This is a genomic window from Lyngbya sp. CCY1209 (assembly GCF_035615495.1).
Classification (GTDB): domain Bacteria; phylum Cyanobacteriota; class Cyanobacteriia; order Cyanobacteriales; family Microcoleaceae; genus Limnospira.
In genome coordinates, this window is the sequence record NZ_JAJENU010000326.1 from 1 (window position 1) to 15,552 (window position 15,552).

Annotated in this window: 10 protein-coding genes; 7 read left to right on the top strand and 3 right to left on the bottom strand. The window is 55.2% G+C overall.

Annotated features, from left to right (window positions below; genetic code table 11):
• Positions 1–156: 156 nt before the first annotated feature.
• Positions 157–402, top strand: a complete 246-nt coding sequence (locus LKE08_RS09420) for a ChaB family protein (RefSeq protein WP_324703965.1) — start codon at positions 157–159, stop codon at positions 400–402.
• A gap of 118 nt (positions 403–520) precedes the next feature.
• Here the strand turns inward: LKE08_RS09420 and LKE08_RS09425 are convergent, their stop codons facing one another.
• On the bottom strand, positions 521–2,020 hold the full coding sequence (locus LKE08_RS09425) for a pyruvate kinase (protein WP_324703966.1): 1,500 nt from the start codon (positions 2,018–2,020) through the stop codon (positions 521–523).
• A gap of 261 nt (positions 2,021–2,281) precedes the next feature.
• Between LKE08_RS09425 and glgP the strand changes: the two genes are divergently transcribed.
• The 3 genes from glgP to LKE08_RS09440 all read left to right on the top strand — a co-directional run bounded on the left by glgP (position 2,282) and on the right by LKE08_RS09440 (position 10,348).
• Positions 2,282–4,522 (top strand): alpha-glucan family phosphorylase, encoded by a 2,241-nt coding sequence (gene glgP / locus LKE08_RS09430; protein WP_324703967.1) that lies wholly within the window; start codon positions 2,282–2,284, stop codon positions 4,520–4,522.
• Between the two features lie 78 nt (positions 4,523–4,600).
• Positions 4,601–7,378: a UPF0182 family protein gene (locus tag LKE08_RS09435; protein WP_324703968.1), complete on the top strand. Its 2,778-nt coding sequence runs from the start codon at positions 4,601–4,603 to the stop codon at positions 7,376–7,378.
• Positions 7,379–7,867: 489 nt separating this feature from the next.
• A complete protein-coding gene (locus LKE08_RS09440) occupies positions 7,868–10,348 on the top strand; it encodes a hypothetical protein (RefSeq protein WP_324703969.1) in 2,481 nt (826 codons plus the stop codon).
• A gap of 92 nt (positions 10,349–10,440) precedes the next feature.
• Here the strand turns inward: LKE08_RS09440 and gvpU are convergent, their stop codons facing one another.
• Positions 10,441–10,899 (bottom strand): gas vesicle accessory protein GvpU, encoded by a 459-nt coding sequence (gene gvpU, locus LKE08_RS09445; protein ID WP_324703970.1) that lies wholly within the window; start codon positions 10,897–10,899, stop codon positions 10,441–10,443.
• 342 nt (positions 10,900–11,241) lie between these two features.
• Here gvpU and LKE08_RS09450 point away from each other — a divergent pair, with 342 nt between their 5' ends.
• The 3 genes from LKE08_RS09450 to LKE08_RS09460 are packed head-to-tail and all read left to right on the top strand — an operon-like array spanning position 11,242 to position 14,149.
• Positions 11,242–12,306 carry an SH3 domain-containing protein gene (locus tag LKE08_RS09450; protein WP_324703971.1) on the top strand — a complete coding sequence of 355 codons (1,065 nt, stop codon included), beginning with the start codon at positions 11,242–11,244 and terminating at the stop codon, positions 12,304–12,306.
• A gap of 41 nt (positions 12,307–12,347) precedes the next feature.
• Positions 12,348–12,959, top strand: coding sequence for an HPF/RaiA family ribosome-associated protein (locus LKE08_RS09455; protein ID WP_324703972.1), 612 nt, complete (start codon positions 12,348–12,350; stop codon positions 12,957–12,959).
• Positions 12,960–12,991: 32 nt separating this feature from the next.
• Positions 12,992–14,149, top strand: a complete 1,158-nt coding sequence (locus tag LKE08_RS09460; protein WP_324703973.1) for a hypothetical protein — start codon at positions 12,992–12,994, stop codon at positions 14,147–14,149.
• 116 nt (positions 14,150–14,265) lie between these two features.
• Here LKE08_RS09460 and LKE08_RS09465 read toward each other — a convergent pair whose 3' ends face one another.
• Positions 14,266–15,264, bottom strand: coding sequence for an L-lactate dehydrogenase (locus LKE08_RS09465; RefSeq protein WP_324703974.1), 999 nt, complete (start codon positions 15,262–15,264; stop codon positions 14,266–14,268).
• Positions 15,265–15,552: the final 288 nt, after the last annotated feature.

Sequence of the window (15,552 nt, forward strand, 5' to 3'; positions counted from 1 at the left end):
AACGGCTTTTCTATAAGGGTTTGAAAATTTCTGACCCCATTTCAACTGTAACCACGTGAGCGCTCGTTGCTATAACTTCGGATAGATGACGGGTATCGAAAATATGTGCTTAATTGGAGGGAGAGAAAATTTGATAAAAAAGGAGGCTAAAATAAGATGCCTTACGAAACTATCCAAGAACTGCCGGAAGAACTGAAGCAACAGTTGCCCCAAGGCGCCCAGCAAATTTTCCGGGCGGCGTTCAACAGCGCCTACTCCGACGGCATCAGCGAAGATGGAGCCCGTCAGATCGCCTGGAATTCTCTCAAAAGCCAGTATCACGAAGGTGAAGACGGCAAATGGTACGTCAACCCCGAGGGCGGCGCGGGAAACAGCCAAACTGGAACCATGCCTGCCAGCTAAATCCGAAACACGGTTGGTACTATAATTTTTTCTCCTAAGTCAATAGGCCGGTTTCTCAAATCGAAACCGGTTTTTTTTGGGCTTTAAGCGCCCCAGCGCAACAACGGGTTTGGGGCTTTTAAATTGATGCCAATTCACTCCAGGAATTGAGGGCTCGCAGTTGGGGGGTTTTCTTCATCTGATGTTCCTGCATCCGGGTCAAAACGTCGTCCAAAATACTCACCGCCTCCGGGATGAACGGACCCTTATTCAACATCACGCAGTCGGCCCGCTGCGCCATCGCCGCGTCGGTGATTTCCGATCGCGACGGAACCCCCTGTTTCGCCAACTTTTCCAACACCTGGGTCGCCCAAATTACCGGGACGTGGGCGGCTTCGCACATCCACATGATTTCCTCCTGCATTTCCGCCATCCGCTGGTAGCCGATTTGCACCGCCAGATCCCCCCGGGCGATCATGACGCCGAAGGGTTGGTTGCCGGCCGCCTGGACGATCAGATCCGGGAGGTTTTTGATGGCGGCGTGGGTTTCGATTTTGGCGATAATTCCGATGGGACACTCGGCCGATCGCCGCTTTTTCAACTCGTCCTGCAGTCGTCGCAAATCCGCCACTTCCTGGACGAAAGAGTGCCCCACCAAGTCGGCGTGTTCGGCGATAAAATCCAAATTTCGGAAATCTTTTTCCGTCAGAGAATCGTAGTAATATTCCGTGTCGGGAAAATTGATGCCCTTGTCTTCTTTTAGTTTCTCCCCCTTTTTGGGGCGGGCTTTGATCACCTTCAAAAATATCCCTTCCGGCGCTATTTTCTCCACCCGAGTCCCCAACTTGCCGTCGTCGATCCACACCGTCTGGTCCACCTGAAGTTGGTCTAAAATTTCGGGGATGGTGCACCGGGCCTGGAATTCCAGATCCGATCGCGGTTCAGGTTTGTCCCGGGTCATCAACAGACGATCGCCCATGTGCAACCGCCGCTGTTTCGGGTCCGGGGCGATCGTGTCCGCCGTCCGGGCCTGGATGCCGCCGAGATCCATCAGCAGTTGGCAGGGTTGCCCCGTCTCCGCCACCCCCCGCCGCAGGTGCTCGACCATTTTTTCCCACGCCTCGGGGCCGTCGTGGGCGCAGTTGATCCGCACGCAGTTGGTCCCCCGGTTGAGGATTTCCCGGAAAAATTCGTAATTTTCCGCCGCGTCGGAGGGCAGCGTCACCATGATCCGCACCCAGCGATCGTGATTCGACGCGCCGAGTAACTTTTCGGTGTGGTGCCGCAGCAGGTGTTCCCCCTCGAAGAACGTGTCGGCGGAGGGGTGGGAGGGCAAGTTGCCGTCATCGACCCCGCAAATGGCCCCCAGGGAGGCGATCGTGGCGTCCAAATTCGGCAGCACCCGGGACTCGCAGCGGCCCAGGGACGACAAACCCAGGGGCATCAAATCCCGCTGCATCCCTCGCAAATCGTGCTGTCGGAAAATAATGTAGTTCGCCAAATTCTGTCCGCTAATTTGAAACGCCCGCCGCGAGATGTTGGGTTCCCATTTTTGATACAGTTTCTCGCCATCTTCGCAGACGGATTCGCGCAATTCTAATAACGTATCGAGTAGGTTTTTATAGTCGGATTGAGTCACGACACATCGACTCCCATTGTCTTTTTATCTTGTTTTATCACGGGAGTCGCCCGGTATTTTACACCGATAGATAGATTTTTTAAAATTGGGCGCAAGCCCCGCGCCCCCACCGGCTTTCAATTCCAAACTCTACCATTGGGGGGATGTAATTTTTTGATCCTCGCCTCTAGGCTAAAGGTAAATTTTGGATATCCGCAGCCTTGCAACCCCCCGGAATCGGCGGGCACTCCAGAACCTTTGCAGCAATTTTAATGCGGGAAAATGACGGAACCCCAACACTCGGTAAAAGCGCAACTGCGATCGCAACTTCCCCCGGCTTTAAATATTTTGGTCGATCTGGCATTTAACTTTTGGTGGAGTTGGTCGTCCGAGGCGACCTCCCTGTTTCGGGATATCGACGCCCAACTGTGGGACCGCTGCGGTCAAAATCCGGTCAAATTTTTGCTGGAACTCCCCGAAACCCAACTGATGCAGGTCGCCACCGACCCGACGTTCCGGGAGCGATCGCGCCAAGTCGGAGAACAATTTCAGCACTACATGAACGCCGGGGAAACCTGGGCGAAAGAAGGCTTCCCCGACCTCACCCCGGACGAACCCATCGCCTATTTTTGCATCGAATTCGGATTGCATCCCTGCCTGAAAACCTACGCGGGAGGCCTGGGAATTTTGGCCGCAGACCAACTCAAATCCGCCTCCGATTTGGGCATCCCGATGGTGGGGGTGGGCTTGATCTACCACCACGGCTATTTTGAACAGCATTTCAACTCCGAAGGCTGGCAGGAAGAAGTATTTCCGGACCGAAACTTTTCCGAACTGCCGCTAGAATTGGTGCGAGACGGCGACGGAAATCCCCTCACCGTCGAAGTCAGAATCCGCCGTCGCCCGGTTAACGCCCAGGTTTGGCGGGTGCGGGTGGGCCGGCTGAATTTGTATTTGTTGGATAGCGATCGCGACGACAACGATCCCCTCGATCGCACCCTCACCAACACCCTCTACGGCGGCGACGACAACACCCGCATCGGCCAGGAAATTCTCCTCGGCATCGGCGGCGTCCGCCTTTTGGAAGCCCTCAATTTGCACCCCTCCATCTACCACTTCAACGAGGGACACTCGGCCTTCGCCGCCCTGGAATTGCTGCGGCGGCGGATGGCAAAAACCGGCGAATCCGTCGAGGAGGCCCAAACCGCCGTCCGGAAACAGTGCGTTTTCACCACCCACACCCCCGTCATGGCCGGCCACGACACCTTCTCCCCCGACTTCATCGACGATTTCTTCTGCCACTACTGGCCCGACTTGCAACTGTCCCGGGATGCGTTCCTGGATCTGGGGGCGAGGAAACCGGGGGACCCCTGGGACCCCTTCAACATGACCGTTCTGGCCCTGCGGATGTCCCGGATCGCCAACGGCGTCAGCCAACTCAACGGCCAAGTCAGCCGCCGGATGTGGTCGGTCCTTTACCCCGATCGCGACGTGGAGGACGTCCCCATCACCGCCATCACCAACGGCGTCCACACCCCCACCTGGATCTCGCCGCTGATGGCCTCCCTGTACGCCCGCCACCTCTGCGAAAATTGGGCGCAGCGGGCTTGCGAACTGGAAATGTGGGGGGGGATAGACCGCATCCCCGAGGGCGATTTGTGGCAGCGTCACCGCCTGCTGAAGCGACAATTGGTCATCTACACCCGCAACCGCCTCAAACAGGCCCGCCGCGATCGCGGGGAAGATCCGAAATACATCGAAGCCTGCGATCGCATCCTCGACCCCGACGCCCTCACCGTCGGCTTCGCCCGCCGGTTCAGCCCCTACAAGCGCGGCGATCTGATTTTGCAAGATCCCGAACGGGCGTTTAATATTTTCCGCGATCGCGATCGGCCCGTGCAAATTATTTTCGCCGGAAAAGCCCACCCCGCCAACGACGAAAGCAAACGCATCATGCAGCGGCTGATCGAGTGGAGTCACGACGAGGACATCTGGTCCCGGGTGGTTTTTCTGGAAGATTACGACATCCTCACCGCCAAGATGTTAGTTTGGGGGGTAGATCTGTGGCTGAACACCCCCCGCCGTCCCCTGGAGGCCTCCGGCACCAGCGGCCAGAAAGTCGCCCTCAACGGCGGACTCAACTGCAGCATCCGGGACGGGTGGTGGAACGAAGCCTACCGGGCGGACTCCGAGGGTCGCGGCCTCAACGGGTGGGCGATCGGCGATCGCACGTTTGCCGATACCGACGACCACAATCCCTCCCCCGAAGACCGGGAAGAACAGGATCGCCGGGACGCCGAACACCTCTACCATCTCTTAGAAAACGAGATCGTCCCCCAATTCTACGATCGCGACGGGGACCACCTCCCCCGCAGGTGGATCGACATGATGAAAGCCTCGATCAAAACCGTCGGACCCCAATTCAACACCGATCGCATGGTGAAAGAATACGTCACCCGACTGTATTTCCCCGATGTCGCCTCGGAGTTTGCCGAACCCGCCCTCACCAGCAGCGCCCGATGATGGGTGTAGGGTGTAGGGTGTAGGGTGTAGGGTGTAGGGAGGGGGGAACGTCCACAGATTGCAGCGCACCACCATAATATGAAACTTCGAGATCGAATTATTATCGCCGTCGTCCTGATCGCCCTCCTGGGCTTCACGTTGTCGGGGACGTTGGTTCACTTGTTAACCGAGGCGTGGTGGTTCGATGCGGTGGATTTCGCCTCGGTGTTTTGGACCCGCATCACCTGGCAGATTTTATTGTGGGTGGGGGGATTCGTTTTGTACGCCGCCTTTTTGGGGGGAAATTACGCGATCGCCCAACACTTCACCCGCCACCGCCGCTTCGAGTTTTTGGAGGGGACGGAATTTGAACCCTACAGCCGCGGCCTGGTGCGGGTCGTCGCCGTCTTTCTGATTTTCACGATATCCCTCGGCGCCGCCACCGTCGCCTACGACTCCTGGGAAGTTTTTCTCAAATATTTGAATCAGTCCCAATTCGCGATCGCCGACCCGATTTATAACCAAGATGTCGGGTTTTATATCTTCCAACTCCCCCTCTATGAAACCCTCCAGGACTGGCTGTTGAGTCTGTTTGTCTGGGGACTGGCGATCGCCGTCGCCATCTATTTATTAAAAGGACAATTTCGCGGCCGCTACGACTGGAAACACTTTTTCACCGGACAAGCCAAAACCCACATCAGTATTTTAATGGCCGCGATCGCCGTCACGGTCGCGATCGGCTTTTTACTCGACCGCTACGAACTGCTTTTAAATGCCGATGGAGTCGTATTCGGCGCCGGATACACCGACGTCCACGCCCGCATTTTCGCCGACTGGGTGATGGCCGGACTCTCCATCGTTTTGGCCGGTTCCTTCATCTTTTCCATCTGGCAAAATAGCCTCACCTTCCCCATCGTCGGCCTCGGCATTTACCTCGTCGCCCTGGTTTTACTCACCAGCGTCTATCCCAGTTTTCAACAAAAAATCGTCGTCGAACCCAACGAACTGGAAAAAGAACGGCCCTACATTGCCCACAACATCGAATTTACCCAAAAAGCCTACGACCTCCCCAACGTGGAACGGCGCGATTTTCCAGCCGCAAGCGACATCGATCGCCAGACCCTCGACGACAACGAAACCACCATCCGCAACATCCGCCTGTGGGACTACCGGCCCCTGCTGAGTACCTACCGCCAACTCCAAGAAATCCGCCTCTACTACCGTTTCAACGATGTCGATATCGATCGCTACACCCTCGATGGAAATTACAGGCAGGTGATGCTTTCCCCCCGAGAATTGGTCTACGAACAGGTACCCGCCGAAGCCCAAACTTGGGTCAACCAGCGATTAAAATATACCCACGGTTACGGGTTAGTGATGAGTCCCGTCAACCAAATCACCCCCGACGGTTTGCCGGAATTCTTCATCCGCGACATTCCCCCGGTTTCCACCGTCGATCTCGAAATCGAAGAACCCGCCATCTACTACGGCGAACGGACGAATACTTATATCTTCACCAACACCGACACCCCCGAATTCGACTATCCCCGCAGCAACGAAAACGCCTTCACATTCTACGAGGGAGACGGCGGCGTGTCCGTTGGTTCTCTGGGGCGGCGGCTGGCCTACGCCTACGATCGCGCCGATCTCAACCTGTTAATTTCCGGCTATTTTAACGAGAATTCCAAAATCCTCTACCACCGAAACATCCGCGATCGCGTCGCCCGCGTGGCCCCGTTTTTGCGGCTGGACAACGACCCCTACATGACGGTTATCGGCGGCCAACAATATTGGATCGTCGATGCTTATACGGTGAGCGATCGCTATCCCTACTCCAAACCCCTGCTGCAAAGTAACAACGTCGGGGCGATTTTGGAAGGCGGAAATATCGAGGCGATCGTCCGCGGCAACGCCAACTACATCCGCAATTCCGTCAAAGTCGTCGTCGATGCCTTCAACGGCGACATGAGATTTTTCGTGATGGACGAAACCGATCCCGTCCTCGAAACCTACCGCAAAATTTTCCCCTCTTTATTTATCCCCAAAGACGAGATCCCCGCCGATGTCAAAGATCACTTCCGCTATCCTTTAGATCTGTTCACCATCCAGGCCCAAATTTACCTCGCCTACCACATGAGCGATCCGCAAAACTTCTACAACCAGGAGGACTTGTGGCGGTTCCCGACGGAGGCTTACGAGGGCAATCAACGCCTGATGGAACCCTACTATCTGATCATGGAACTGCCGGAAGAAGAAGGCGAAGAATTTGTCCTGATCTTGCCCTTCACCCCCGTCAACAAAGACAACATGATCGCCTGGATGGCGGCGCGATCGGACGGCGAAGATTACGGCCGATTATTATTGTACGAATTCCCCAAACAAAAAGTGATTTACGGCCCCAGCCAGATCGAAGCCCGAATCGACCAAAACCCCACCATTTCCCAACAGCTAACCCTGTGGAGTCAGGAGGGTTCAAGAGTGATCCGCGGCGATCTGCTCGTCATCCCCATCGAGGAGTCTTTATTATACGTCGAACCCGTCTACCTGCGGGCGGAACAGGGGGAACTCCCGGAACTCAAACGGGTGATCGTCGCCTACGATAAAGAAGTCGTGATGGCCGAAAACTTGGAGCGATCGCTCGCCCTCCTCTTCGGCGAACAGGCGGAAGAACAACAACCCGCACCCGCCGCCGTCACCCGACCCCAAATCCCCGAAAATATCGCCCAACTCACCAATTCCGTTTTGGAAAAATATCAGCAGGCCCAAGAAGCCCGGCGCCAAAACAACTGGACCGAATACGGCCGCTATATGCAGGAGTTCGAGCAACTCCTCAACCAACTCCGTCAAAGCCAGAATAATGGTAATGAGGAGGAATAGACCCGCTCGGGAATCAATTCCCAAGCTCACAGCAAAAATCCTCTAAAGAGGATTAACATCAAATCCGGTCAAATACTCAAAAATCGACCTCCCCCCTTACAAAGGGGGGCCGGGGGGGATGACGATCGCTCCTCCGTGTCCTGGAGTGCCTCTGTGGTTTTTGGAAATAATTCTTAACAAAAAAATCGACTTTTTTCAGCCGATCGCCTAGCTTTTTTGCAAAAATTCTGATATCATACTCTCATAATGGGAATAGTCGCGATTTTTTTATTGCAGTTACCACTCCCATCATGAAGGATGATGTTCCCATCATATCCGAAATCGCCGCCCCCTGTCAACCCCTTTTCGCCGCCGCGCATCAAAAAAAAACGAAATTTTCCATCCCACCCGAAACCGAAAAAATCTAACCAAAAACAGAGATAAAAATTTGCCGCACCTGATAAAAGTTGAGACAGAGATAAATGTCGGTATAACTTCAGGTAAAAAAATATGACTAAGACCCAGAATATAGAGACGGTGCGCCGCGGCGATCGCACCCAACTCTTCCGAGAAAAGCACCCCGGCGCCGATCGCTGGGCGGCGGGTTACGGGCAGATCGAACACACCCCCGAAACCCAAGAGCGGGTTTTTTGCATGGCGGAAATCCTCGCCGAACGGGGGATACCCGAAGATGAACTTTGGGAATTACTCTACGCCCTCGATCGCATCGCCAGCGCGGGGATGTGGCTGGTCGTGCACGAAACCTATGCCCAAAAAATCTATCGGGACGGGCGAGATCTCAAACCCGAAGACTTCAAAACCAAACCGGAAGGGCACACCGGCGGCTCATTAAATATGGTCCCCGCCTATTCCGGCTACATGGCGATCGACGCCATCACCCACATCACCCGAGGTTGGATGATGGGACAGGGACACTGCGTCGCCGCGATCGACTCCGTGAACCTATTATTAGATAACCTCAACCCCGTCCACGCCGATCGCTACGACCTCAGCGACGAAGGCCTCACCCGCTACGTCCGGGACTTCTACTCCTACAAACTCGACGAAGAAGGGCGGCAGGACTCCCCCCTCGGCAGTCACGTCAACCCCTACACCGCCGGGGGAATCGCCGAAGGCGGCTATCTGGGATTCGTCCAACTCGAATACGTCCACACCCCCCTCCCCGGCGAGCGGTTGGTGGTGTTCCTCAGCGACGGCGCCTTTGAAGAACAGCGCGGCAGCGACTGGGTGCCCCGGTGGTGGCGGAGTCAAGACTGCGGCTTGGTGGCGCCGATCATGATCAACAACGGACGCCGCATCGACCAGCGGAGCACGATGGCCCAAAAGGGCGGCACCGACTGGTTGATAGAACACCTGAAACTCAACAACTTCGATCCGATCGTGTTCGACGGAGGCGATCCGGCGGCCTTCGTCTGGGCGATCTTTGAAATCGAGAGTCGCCTGGAAGCCGGGGCCAAAGCGGTGGAACGGGGAGAGGCTAATTATCCCGTGCCCATCCCCTACGGCATCGCCGTGGCCCAAAAGGGGGCCGGGTTCTACAACGCCGGGGAAAACCTCGCCCACAACTTGCCGCTGGGAGGCAACCCCCGCAAGGATACCAAAGCCGCCCAGATTTTCAACGAGTGGAGTCGGAAGCTGTGGGTGCCGCCGGAGGAGCTCGACGCCGCGATCGCCCAATTCCAGAACCACGACCACAGCGATCGCCCCCTGGAACGGGACAACCCGATGGTGTGGCGGGACGTCAGCCTGCGGGAAGTGCCCGAACCCGACTTCCAACCGATCCCCGAAAACCGGATGGACCGGTCCGCCTGGACGACTTCCCAACCCATGAAAGCGGCGGATAAAATGTTCGTGGCGACGGTGCGGGCCAACCCCCACCTGCGCCCCCGGGTGGGCAACCCGGACGAGATGAAGTCCAACCGCCTGCAAACCACCCTCGACGCCCTGAAATTCCGCGTCACCGACCCGGAGGAGGGCATCCCCGAGGACATCCACGGCGCGGTCATAACGGCCCTCAACGAAGAAGCGATCGCCGCCGCGGCTTTGGCGAATAAAGGCGGCATCAACCTGATCGCCACTTACGAAGCCTTCGGGGCGAAAATGCACGGGGTGATGCGGCAGGAAATCATTTTCGCCAAACACCGCAAGGGCATCGGCCAACCCCGGGACTGGCTGTCCATTCCCCTAATTCTCACGTCTCACACCTGGGAAAACGGCAAAAACGAACAGTCCCACCAAGATCCGATGATGTCGGAGGCGATGCTCAACGAACCTTCGGACATCTCCCGGGTGCTGTTTCCGGCGGATTACAATAGCGTCGGGGTGCTGATGCAGAAACTCTACCAAACCCACGGCCAGTTTTGGTCTGTGGTGGTTTCCAAGCGGGGAATCGCCAATCTTTTCAGTCGGGAAGAGGCGGAACAATTGATCGAACAAGGGGCGATAAAGCTGGGCTGGGCCGGGTATCGGCAGGATTCGCCCCAGGTGATTTTGACGGCGATCGGCGCCTACGAGTTGCAGGAGGTTCTGAAGGCTTCGGCCCGCCTGACGGAACGGGAGATGCCCCATTCGGTGGTTTACATGGTGGAACCGGGGCGGTTCCGCATCCCCCGGGACGAGGGAGAGTTGGAGCACGCGGCCTCGGGAAATCTGGTGGCGGCGCTTTACCCGGAGTCCGTGCCCTCCCGGGTGTTCGTCACCCACACCCGCCCGGAACCGATGCTGGGGACTTTGCAACCCCTGCACACCGGTTTTAACCGCACGGCGGCTTTGGGATTTGTGAATGTCGGCGGGACCCTGAATGGCGAGGGGATGCTGTTCGTGAACCGGTGCAGTTGGGGCCACGTTCTGGCGGAGGCGGCGCGGGTGTGCGATCGCCCCCGGGAGGATTTTCTCACCACAGAAGAACGGGACGCTTTGGAAGGGAAAAGTTGTCCCCAGGGCGCGATCGGTTCCCCGGTGAGTATTTAGCGATCGGGAAGGAAGAATGGAAATCAATTAATCATCATTGTCCATTCTTCCCCACTCCCGACTCCCGACTCCCGACTCCCCACTTTAAATTATTATTTCTCGGAAAACGGCGTGGTTTGAAGTTGGTCCAAATCGTAGAGGATTTCGCCGAGGGAAAATCCGCCCACTTCGCTGATGCGGCCGCGCCATATCGCCTCCCGAGTGCTGGGCATTCCCCGGCCGTGGCTGGGGTACATCTTGGCATTTTTAAGGTGGATGAATTCGGGGAGGGGGAGTTTGACGGCTTCTTCTTCATGTCGCCTGACCTGATCCTGAAACTGAATGATTAATTCTTCCAGTATTTGCTTAATTTCGTGATGCTTGTCTCCCAATTTTATCAATTTCTTCAATTCTTTAAAATAAGCCTGCTGGCTGATAATGCGACCGGAAACAATCAGGCCATCGACATTGAGGGTTATGGCAATTTCCAAAGATGTTTTTTCGGGGATTGCGGCCAGAACTTGAAGGAGTTTATCTAAATGTTGGTTTTGAATTTTAGAACCTGAACTCATTGACGATTCGTTCTCCTATCGATGGGGTTTAAAAACAGCACTCGCTTAGATATCGTTGGGGAAAAATTTGGGATAACCGAGACAAGGTATCAAAATTATATACCTCGGGCCGGATGTTTGGAGAGATCGTGTCAGCAATCCCTCACCTGACCGGCATCCGGGAGGAATGCGATCGCACTCAATTCTCGGCGACATGACATTCGGAAACTTGTTCGTTCCATCTCCGCCCTCCCGAATATTTTACATCTAAAATTGAAAATATCCAACTTCTGATGGAGGAGATCGGAGGCAAAAATTGCCAGAATGAAATATAAGAAAAGCGATATAAAGGAAACTGTATTAATGATGATTTTCAAAAATAACTCGACTATTTTCCTAGGATTGGCGGCGGTCTATTCCCTGGCCGCCGGCTTCCTACCCGGACTGGCAAAAGCCGAAGAAAACGGGCGGTTTGCCCAGGCCGTCAACTGCCGGGAAGTAGACGTGAACACGGCTCTCAACGTCAGGGAAACCCCCGGCGGACGGGTAATCGGGAGACTCGAAGATGGGGAAAACGTCTATCTTTCTACAGACCCCGTAAATGGGTGGGTGGCGATCGGTTCCCCGATGGACGGATATGTTTCCACCGACTATTTGAACTATTGTACGGGGGCTATTTCTTCCCCCGCCCAACCGGTCGCCCAGGCGACACCGACGATCCCCGGCGACGCCGTTCCGTCCACCTCGTCCACGGTGCCGGGGAGCAACTGTCGGCAAATTATCACCCCCGATGTTACCATCCGCCAGGAGCCCGGAGGAGAGGCGATCGGGACTCTGGAGCAAAATCAAGAGGTTTACATCGCCAACGAGGGAAATCGAGGTTGGGTCCCCATCGAAAGCCCGGTGAGCGGGTACGTCAGCGCCACCAATTTGGGCTACTGCGACGGCGCGACGCCGGGGGACGAACAGAGCCGGCAACCCCTGCCACCGTCCGCCAGCAATCCGGGCGAATTTGTCTCCACCGTCCCGGAGGGCAACTGTCGAGAAACGAACACCTCCGGCGTGGCAATTTTCGATGAGCCCGACGGCGAAATCGTGGGGACTTTGGAAGCGGATCAAGCCGTTTATATTGCCAACGAAGGCCGCAACGGTTGGGTGCCGGTGGAAGTTCCCGTCAATGGTTATGTCAATGCAGATTATCTGACCTATTGCAGCGGCCCGCTGCCCAATATTCCGACTTCGAGTTGTCGGGAAGTGGACGTTTATTCGAGGCTGAACGTGCGGGAAGAACCCGGCGGCGAAACGATCGCCCAGTTGGAAGACGGACGGGCGGTTTCCATCCGCGATCGCGGCCAAAACGGCTGGGTGCCGATCGTCGCCCCCCTGCAGGGCTACGTCTCCGCAGAATATCTGGAATATTGTCCATAGAACCATTACAAAATATCCGATTTATACGAACAGGAGGAAGTATGAAAGTCCAAACAGACGTGACTTACCGTAACTTAGAAAAAACCGACGCGATCGAAAGTTTGGTCGCAGAAAAAATTGCCAAACTGGAAAAGTTTTGCGATTACATGAGTAGCTGCCGGGTGGCGGTGGAAAAAACCCACGATCGCCCCGACAGCGGCACCCCCTACCGGGTCAGAATCGACATGACCATCCCCCCCAGCCACGAGTTAGCGGTCGATCGCAGCCCCGACGTCGGCACCCAGTACACGCCGTTGGAAACGGTAATTCGGGAAGCCTTTGAAGCGGCCCGCCGCCAGGTTGTGGAGTTGGTCGAAAAGCAGCGGGGCGAGGTGAAAACCCACCCCCAACAGGAGATGATGGCGATCGTCACGAAACTCGAATCCGACCACGGTTTTATCAAATCTGTCGCTTCCGGGCGGGAAGTTTATTTCCACAAAAATAGCGTCATCAGCGACGATTTTGATCGCCTGGAAGTGGGGACTGGCGTTGCCTACGCCGACGAAATGGGCACGAACGGACCCCAGGCGACGACCGTTCAAATCGTGGACAAACCCGGCGCCCGGGCCGAAAAAACGGAAACCGAAGTCGAACAACCGATGGGTTGGAAATAATGACGATCCGCGATGTTATTGAGGAGAATTTTATGAACGCACCGACACTGTTATCTCACGCCGAACTGAAAACGTTGATGGAATGCGAAGATACCTGCGTTTCCATCTACTTACCCGTCCACAAAGCCGGCCCCCCGGTTCGTCAAGATCCGATCCGGTTTAAGAACTTGATTTCGGATGCGATCGGGCAACTGGAACGGCGGGGTTGGCGCCACAGCGACGCGGAAGACTTTCTCGCCCCCGCAATGGAACTGGACAAGCCGGAATTTTGGCGGCACCAAAACGAAGGGCTGGTGATTTTTGTCGCCCCGAACCTGTTCCGATACTACCGACTTCCCCTGTATTTTGAAGAGTTGGTTTCGGTGGGCGATCGCTTCCATGTCAAGCCCTTGATGCCGCTATTTACCCACAACGGACGGTTCTACATTTTGGCGTTAAGTCAGCATCAAATCAAGCTGTTTCAAGCCAGCCGTTATCAGAGCAACGAAGTCGATATCGGAGACACCCCCACCAGTTTGGAAGAAGCCCTCCAATACGACCAACCGGAAGAACAGGTGCAAATGCACACCGGCAACCCCAATCCCGCCGCCGGAAAATCCCTCATCTTTCACGGTCACGGGGTCGGGACGACGGCTGACAAGGGCGGAATTTGGCGATTTTTCCAAAAGGTCGATGCCGGAATTCGCAAGGCACTCGACGGAGAAAATGCGCCCCTGATTATGGCCGGGGTCGAATACCTGCTGCCCATCTATCGAGATGCGAATTCCTACCCCCATTTAATTGAAGAATGCGTCACCGTCAATTCGGAGATTCTGACCCCGAAAGAACTCCACGATAAAGCTTGGAATGTGATGTCGCAATACTTCAAAGTTGACCGGGAAAAAGCCACGAACCGCTACCACGAATTGGCGGGGAACGACGGTCAGGCTTCTCGAAATATGGAGGAAGTGATCAAAGCCGCTTATTATCAACGGGTGGATTCCCTGTTCGTGGCGACGGGCGAGAAACAGTGGGGACAGTTTAACCCCGAAAGCAATACCATCGAATTGCACCGGGAACCCGATCCCCACGATGTCGATCTGTTGGATTTCGCGGCGATTCAAACCTTCCTGAATGGCGGGACGGTCTACACCGACAAGCCGGAAAATCTGCCCGATCGCGCCCTTTTGGCGGCGACGTTCCGCTACTAAAATAAAAGATTATCCTCTTTTTTGAGGGTGGGGAAAGGGTGAAAATATTTCGTCCTTTTCCCGATGACAGCACTCCCCTGGCGATCGGAAGCGCTGAAGCGCAACAACATTTAGAATTACAGCTCCAATTTTTCGATGTTTTCTCGCATCACTTTGGCGGAGTTTTGTAGTTGTTTTTTCTCTGTATCACTCAGCGCTAAATTGAGCACCCGTGTCACCCCCTGGCGACTGACGACGGCGGGCAAACTCAGGCAAACATCCTCGATGTCATGCAAGCCCTCGATCAGGTGACTGACAGTGAAAATCCGGTGCTGATCTCGCAGGATCGCTTTGGCAATTTGAGTGACTCCCAAACCGATCGCGTAGTAAGTTGCCCCCTTGCGATCGATGATTTCGTAGGCGGCATTTTTCACCGCTTCAAAAACGGGCTCCAGGCGTTCCTTTTCATCTTCGGGGAGGTCGCCGGAATTTCCGTCGCATAAATTCATCCCCGCAATGTTGACTTTACTCCACACCGGAACCTCGCTGTCGCCGTGTTCGCCGATGATGTAGGCGTGGAGGCTGCGGGGGTCGATGTCCAATTTTTCAGCCAACAAAAACCGAAATCTGGCTGTATCCAAAACCGTCCCCGAACCCAAAACCCGGTGACTCGGAAGGCCGGATATTTTTAAGGTAACGTAGGTCATGATATCCACCGGATTGGTCACCACCAAGAAGATGGCGTTGGGGCAGTGTTTGACCGCCTCCGGAACGATACTTTTGAAGATTTTAGTATTGCGTTGCAGCAAATCTAAGCGCGTTTCTCCGGGTTTTTGTTTGGACCCGGCGGTGAGAATGACGAGATCCGGATCGTTTGCATCTTCCCAGGAACCCGCCCGAATGTCCGTGGGTTCCACGAAAGGCAGTCCGTGGTTGAGATCCATGACCTCGCCCTCGGCTTTTTTGCGATCGACATCCACCACCAACATTTCATCAAATACATTTTGAATCAGCATGGAGTAAGCGGAAGACATTCCCACTTGTCCCGCCCCCACGATGACACCCTTGAGGGGTTGGTAGGTTTGAGATTTGCCTTCGTCGATGTCCGTCGGAACTGAAAATAATTGTGGCAGCATCAGAAATTTTTTTGAAGTGATTGATTTTGCGTTTTCAGGTTATCTCCCGATCGCCCCCGCCATCATCCGCCAGCAGGCATAAGAATAAATTCTCAGACTCCCCATTCAATTTGATTCCTCTGCTCGCTTCTCAAATCACCCTTTCGGCTTAGGTATCGGAAATCGATTTATTTCAAAAGAAAGAGGGAAGTTCGGGACGTTCCATTTATGCTGTTGGGTGTGGGTGTGTGGCGATCGCGCGATAGCCACACCCCCTGGCTGGCGAGCGACTGTTGAATCCGGAGATCT

Bases quoted from the DNA above. Each gene is read 5' to 3' on its own strand.
- LKE08_RS09450 (WP_324703971.1), top strand. From the start codon at position 11,242: ATGATGATTTTCAAAAATAACTCGACTATTTTCCTAGGATTGGCGGCG.
- LKE08_RS09420 (WP_324703965.1), top strand. From the start codon at position 157: ATGCCTTACGAAACTATCCAAGAACTGCCGGAAGAACTGAAGCAACAG.
- glgP (WP_324703967.1), top strand. From the start codon at position 2,282: ATGACGGAACCCCAACACTCGGTAAAAGCGCAACTGCGATCGCAACTT.
- LKE08_RS09455 (WP_324703972.1), top strand. From the start codon at position 12,348: ATGAAAGTCCAAACAGACGTGACTTACCGTAACTTAGAAAAAACCGAC.
- gvpU (WP_324703970.1), bottom strand. From the start codon at position 10,899: ATGAGTTCAGGTTCTAAAATTCAAAACCAACATTTAGATAAACTCCTT.
- LKE08_RS09440 (WP_324703969.1), top strand. From the start codon at position 7,868: ATGACTAAGACCCAGAATATAGAGACGGTGCGCCGCGGCGATCGCACC.
- LKE08_RS09460 (WP_324703973.1), top strand. From the start codon at position 12,992: ATGAACGCACCGACACTGTTATCTCACGCCGAACTGAAAACGTTGATG.
- LKE08_RS09465 (WP_324703974.1), bottom strand. From the start codon at position 15,264: ATGCTGCCACAATTATTTTCAGTTCCGACGGACATCGACGAAGGCAAA.
- LKE08_RS09435 (WP_324703968.1), top strand. From the start codon at position 4,601: ATGAAACTTCGAGATCGAATTATTATCGCCGTCGTCCTGATCGCCCTC.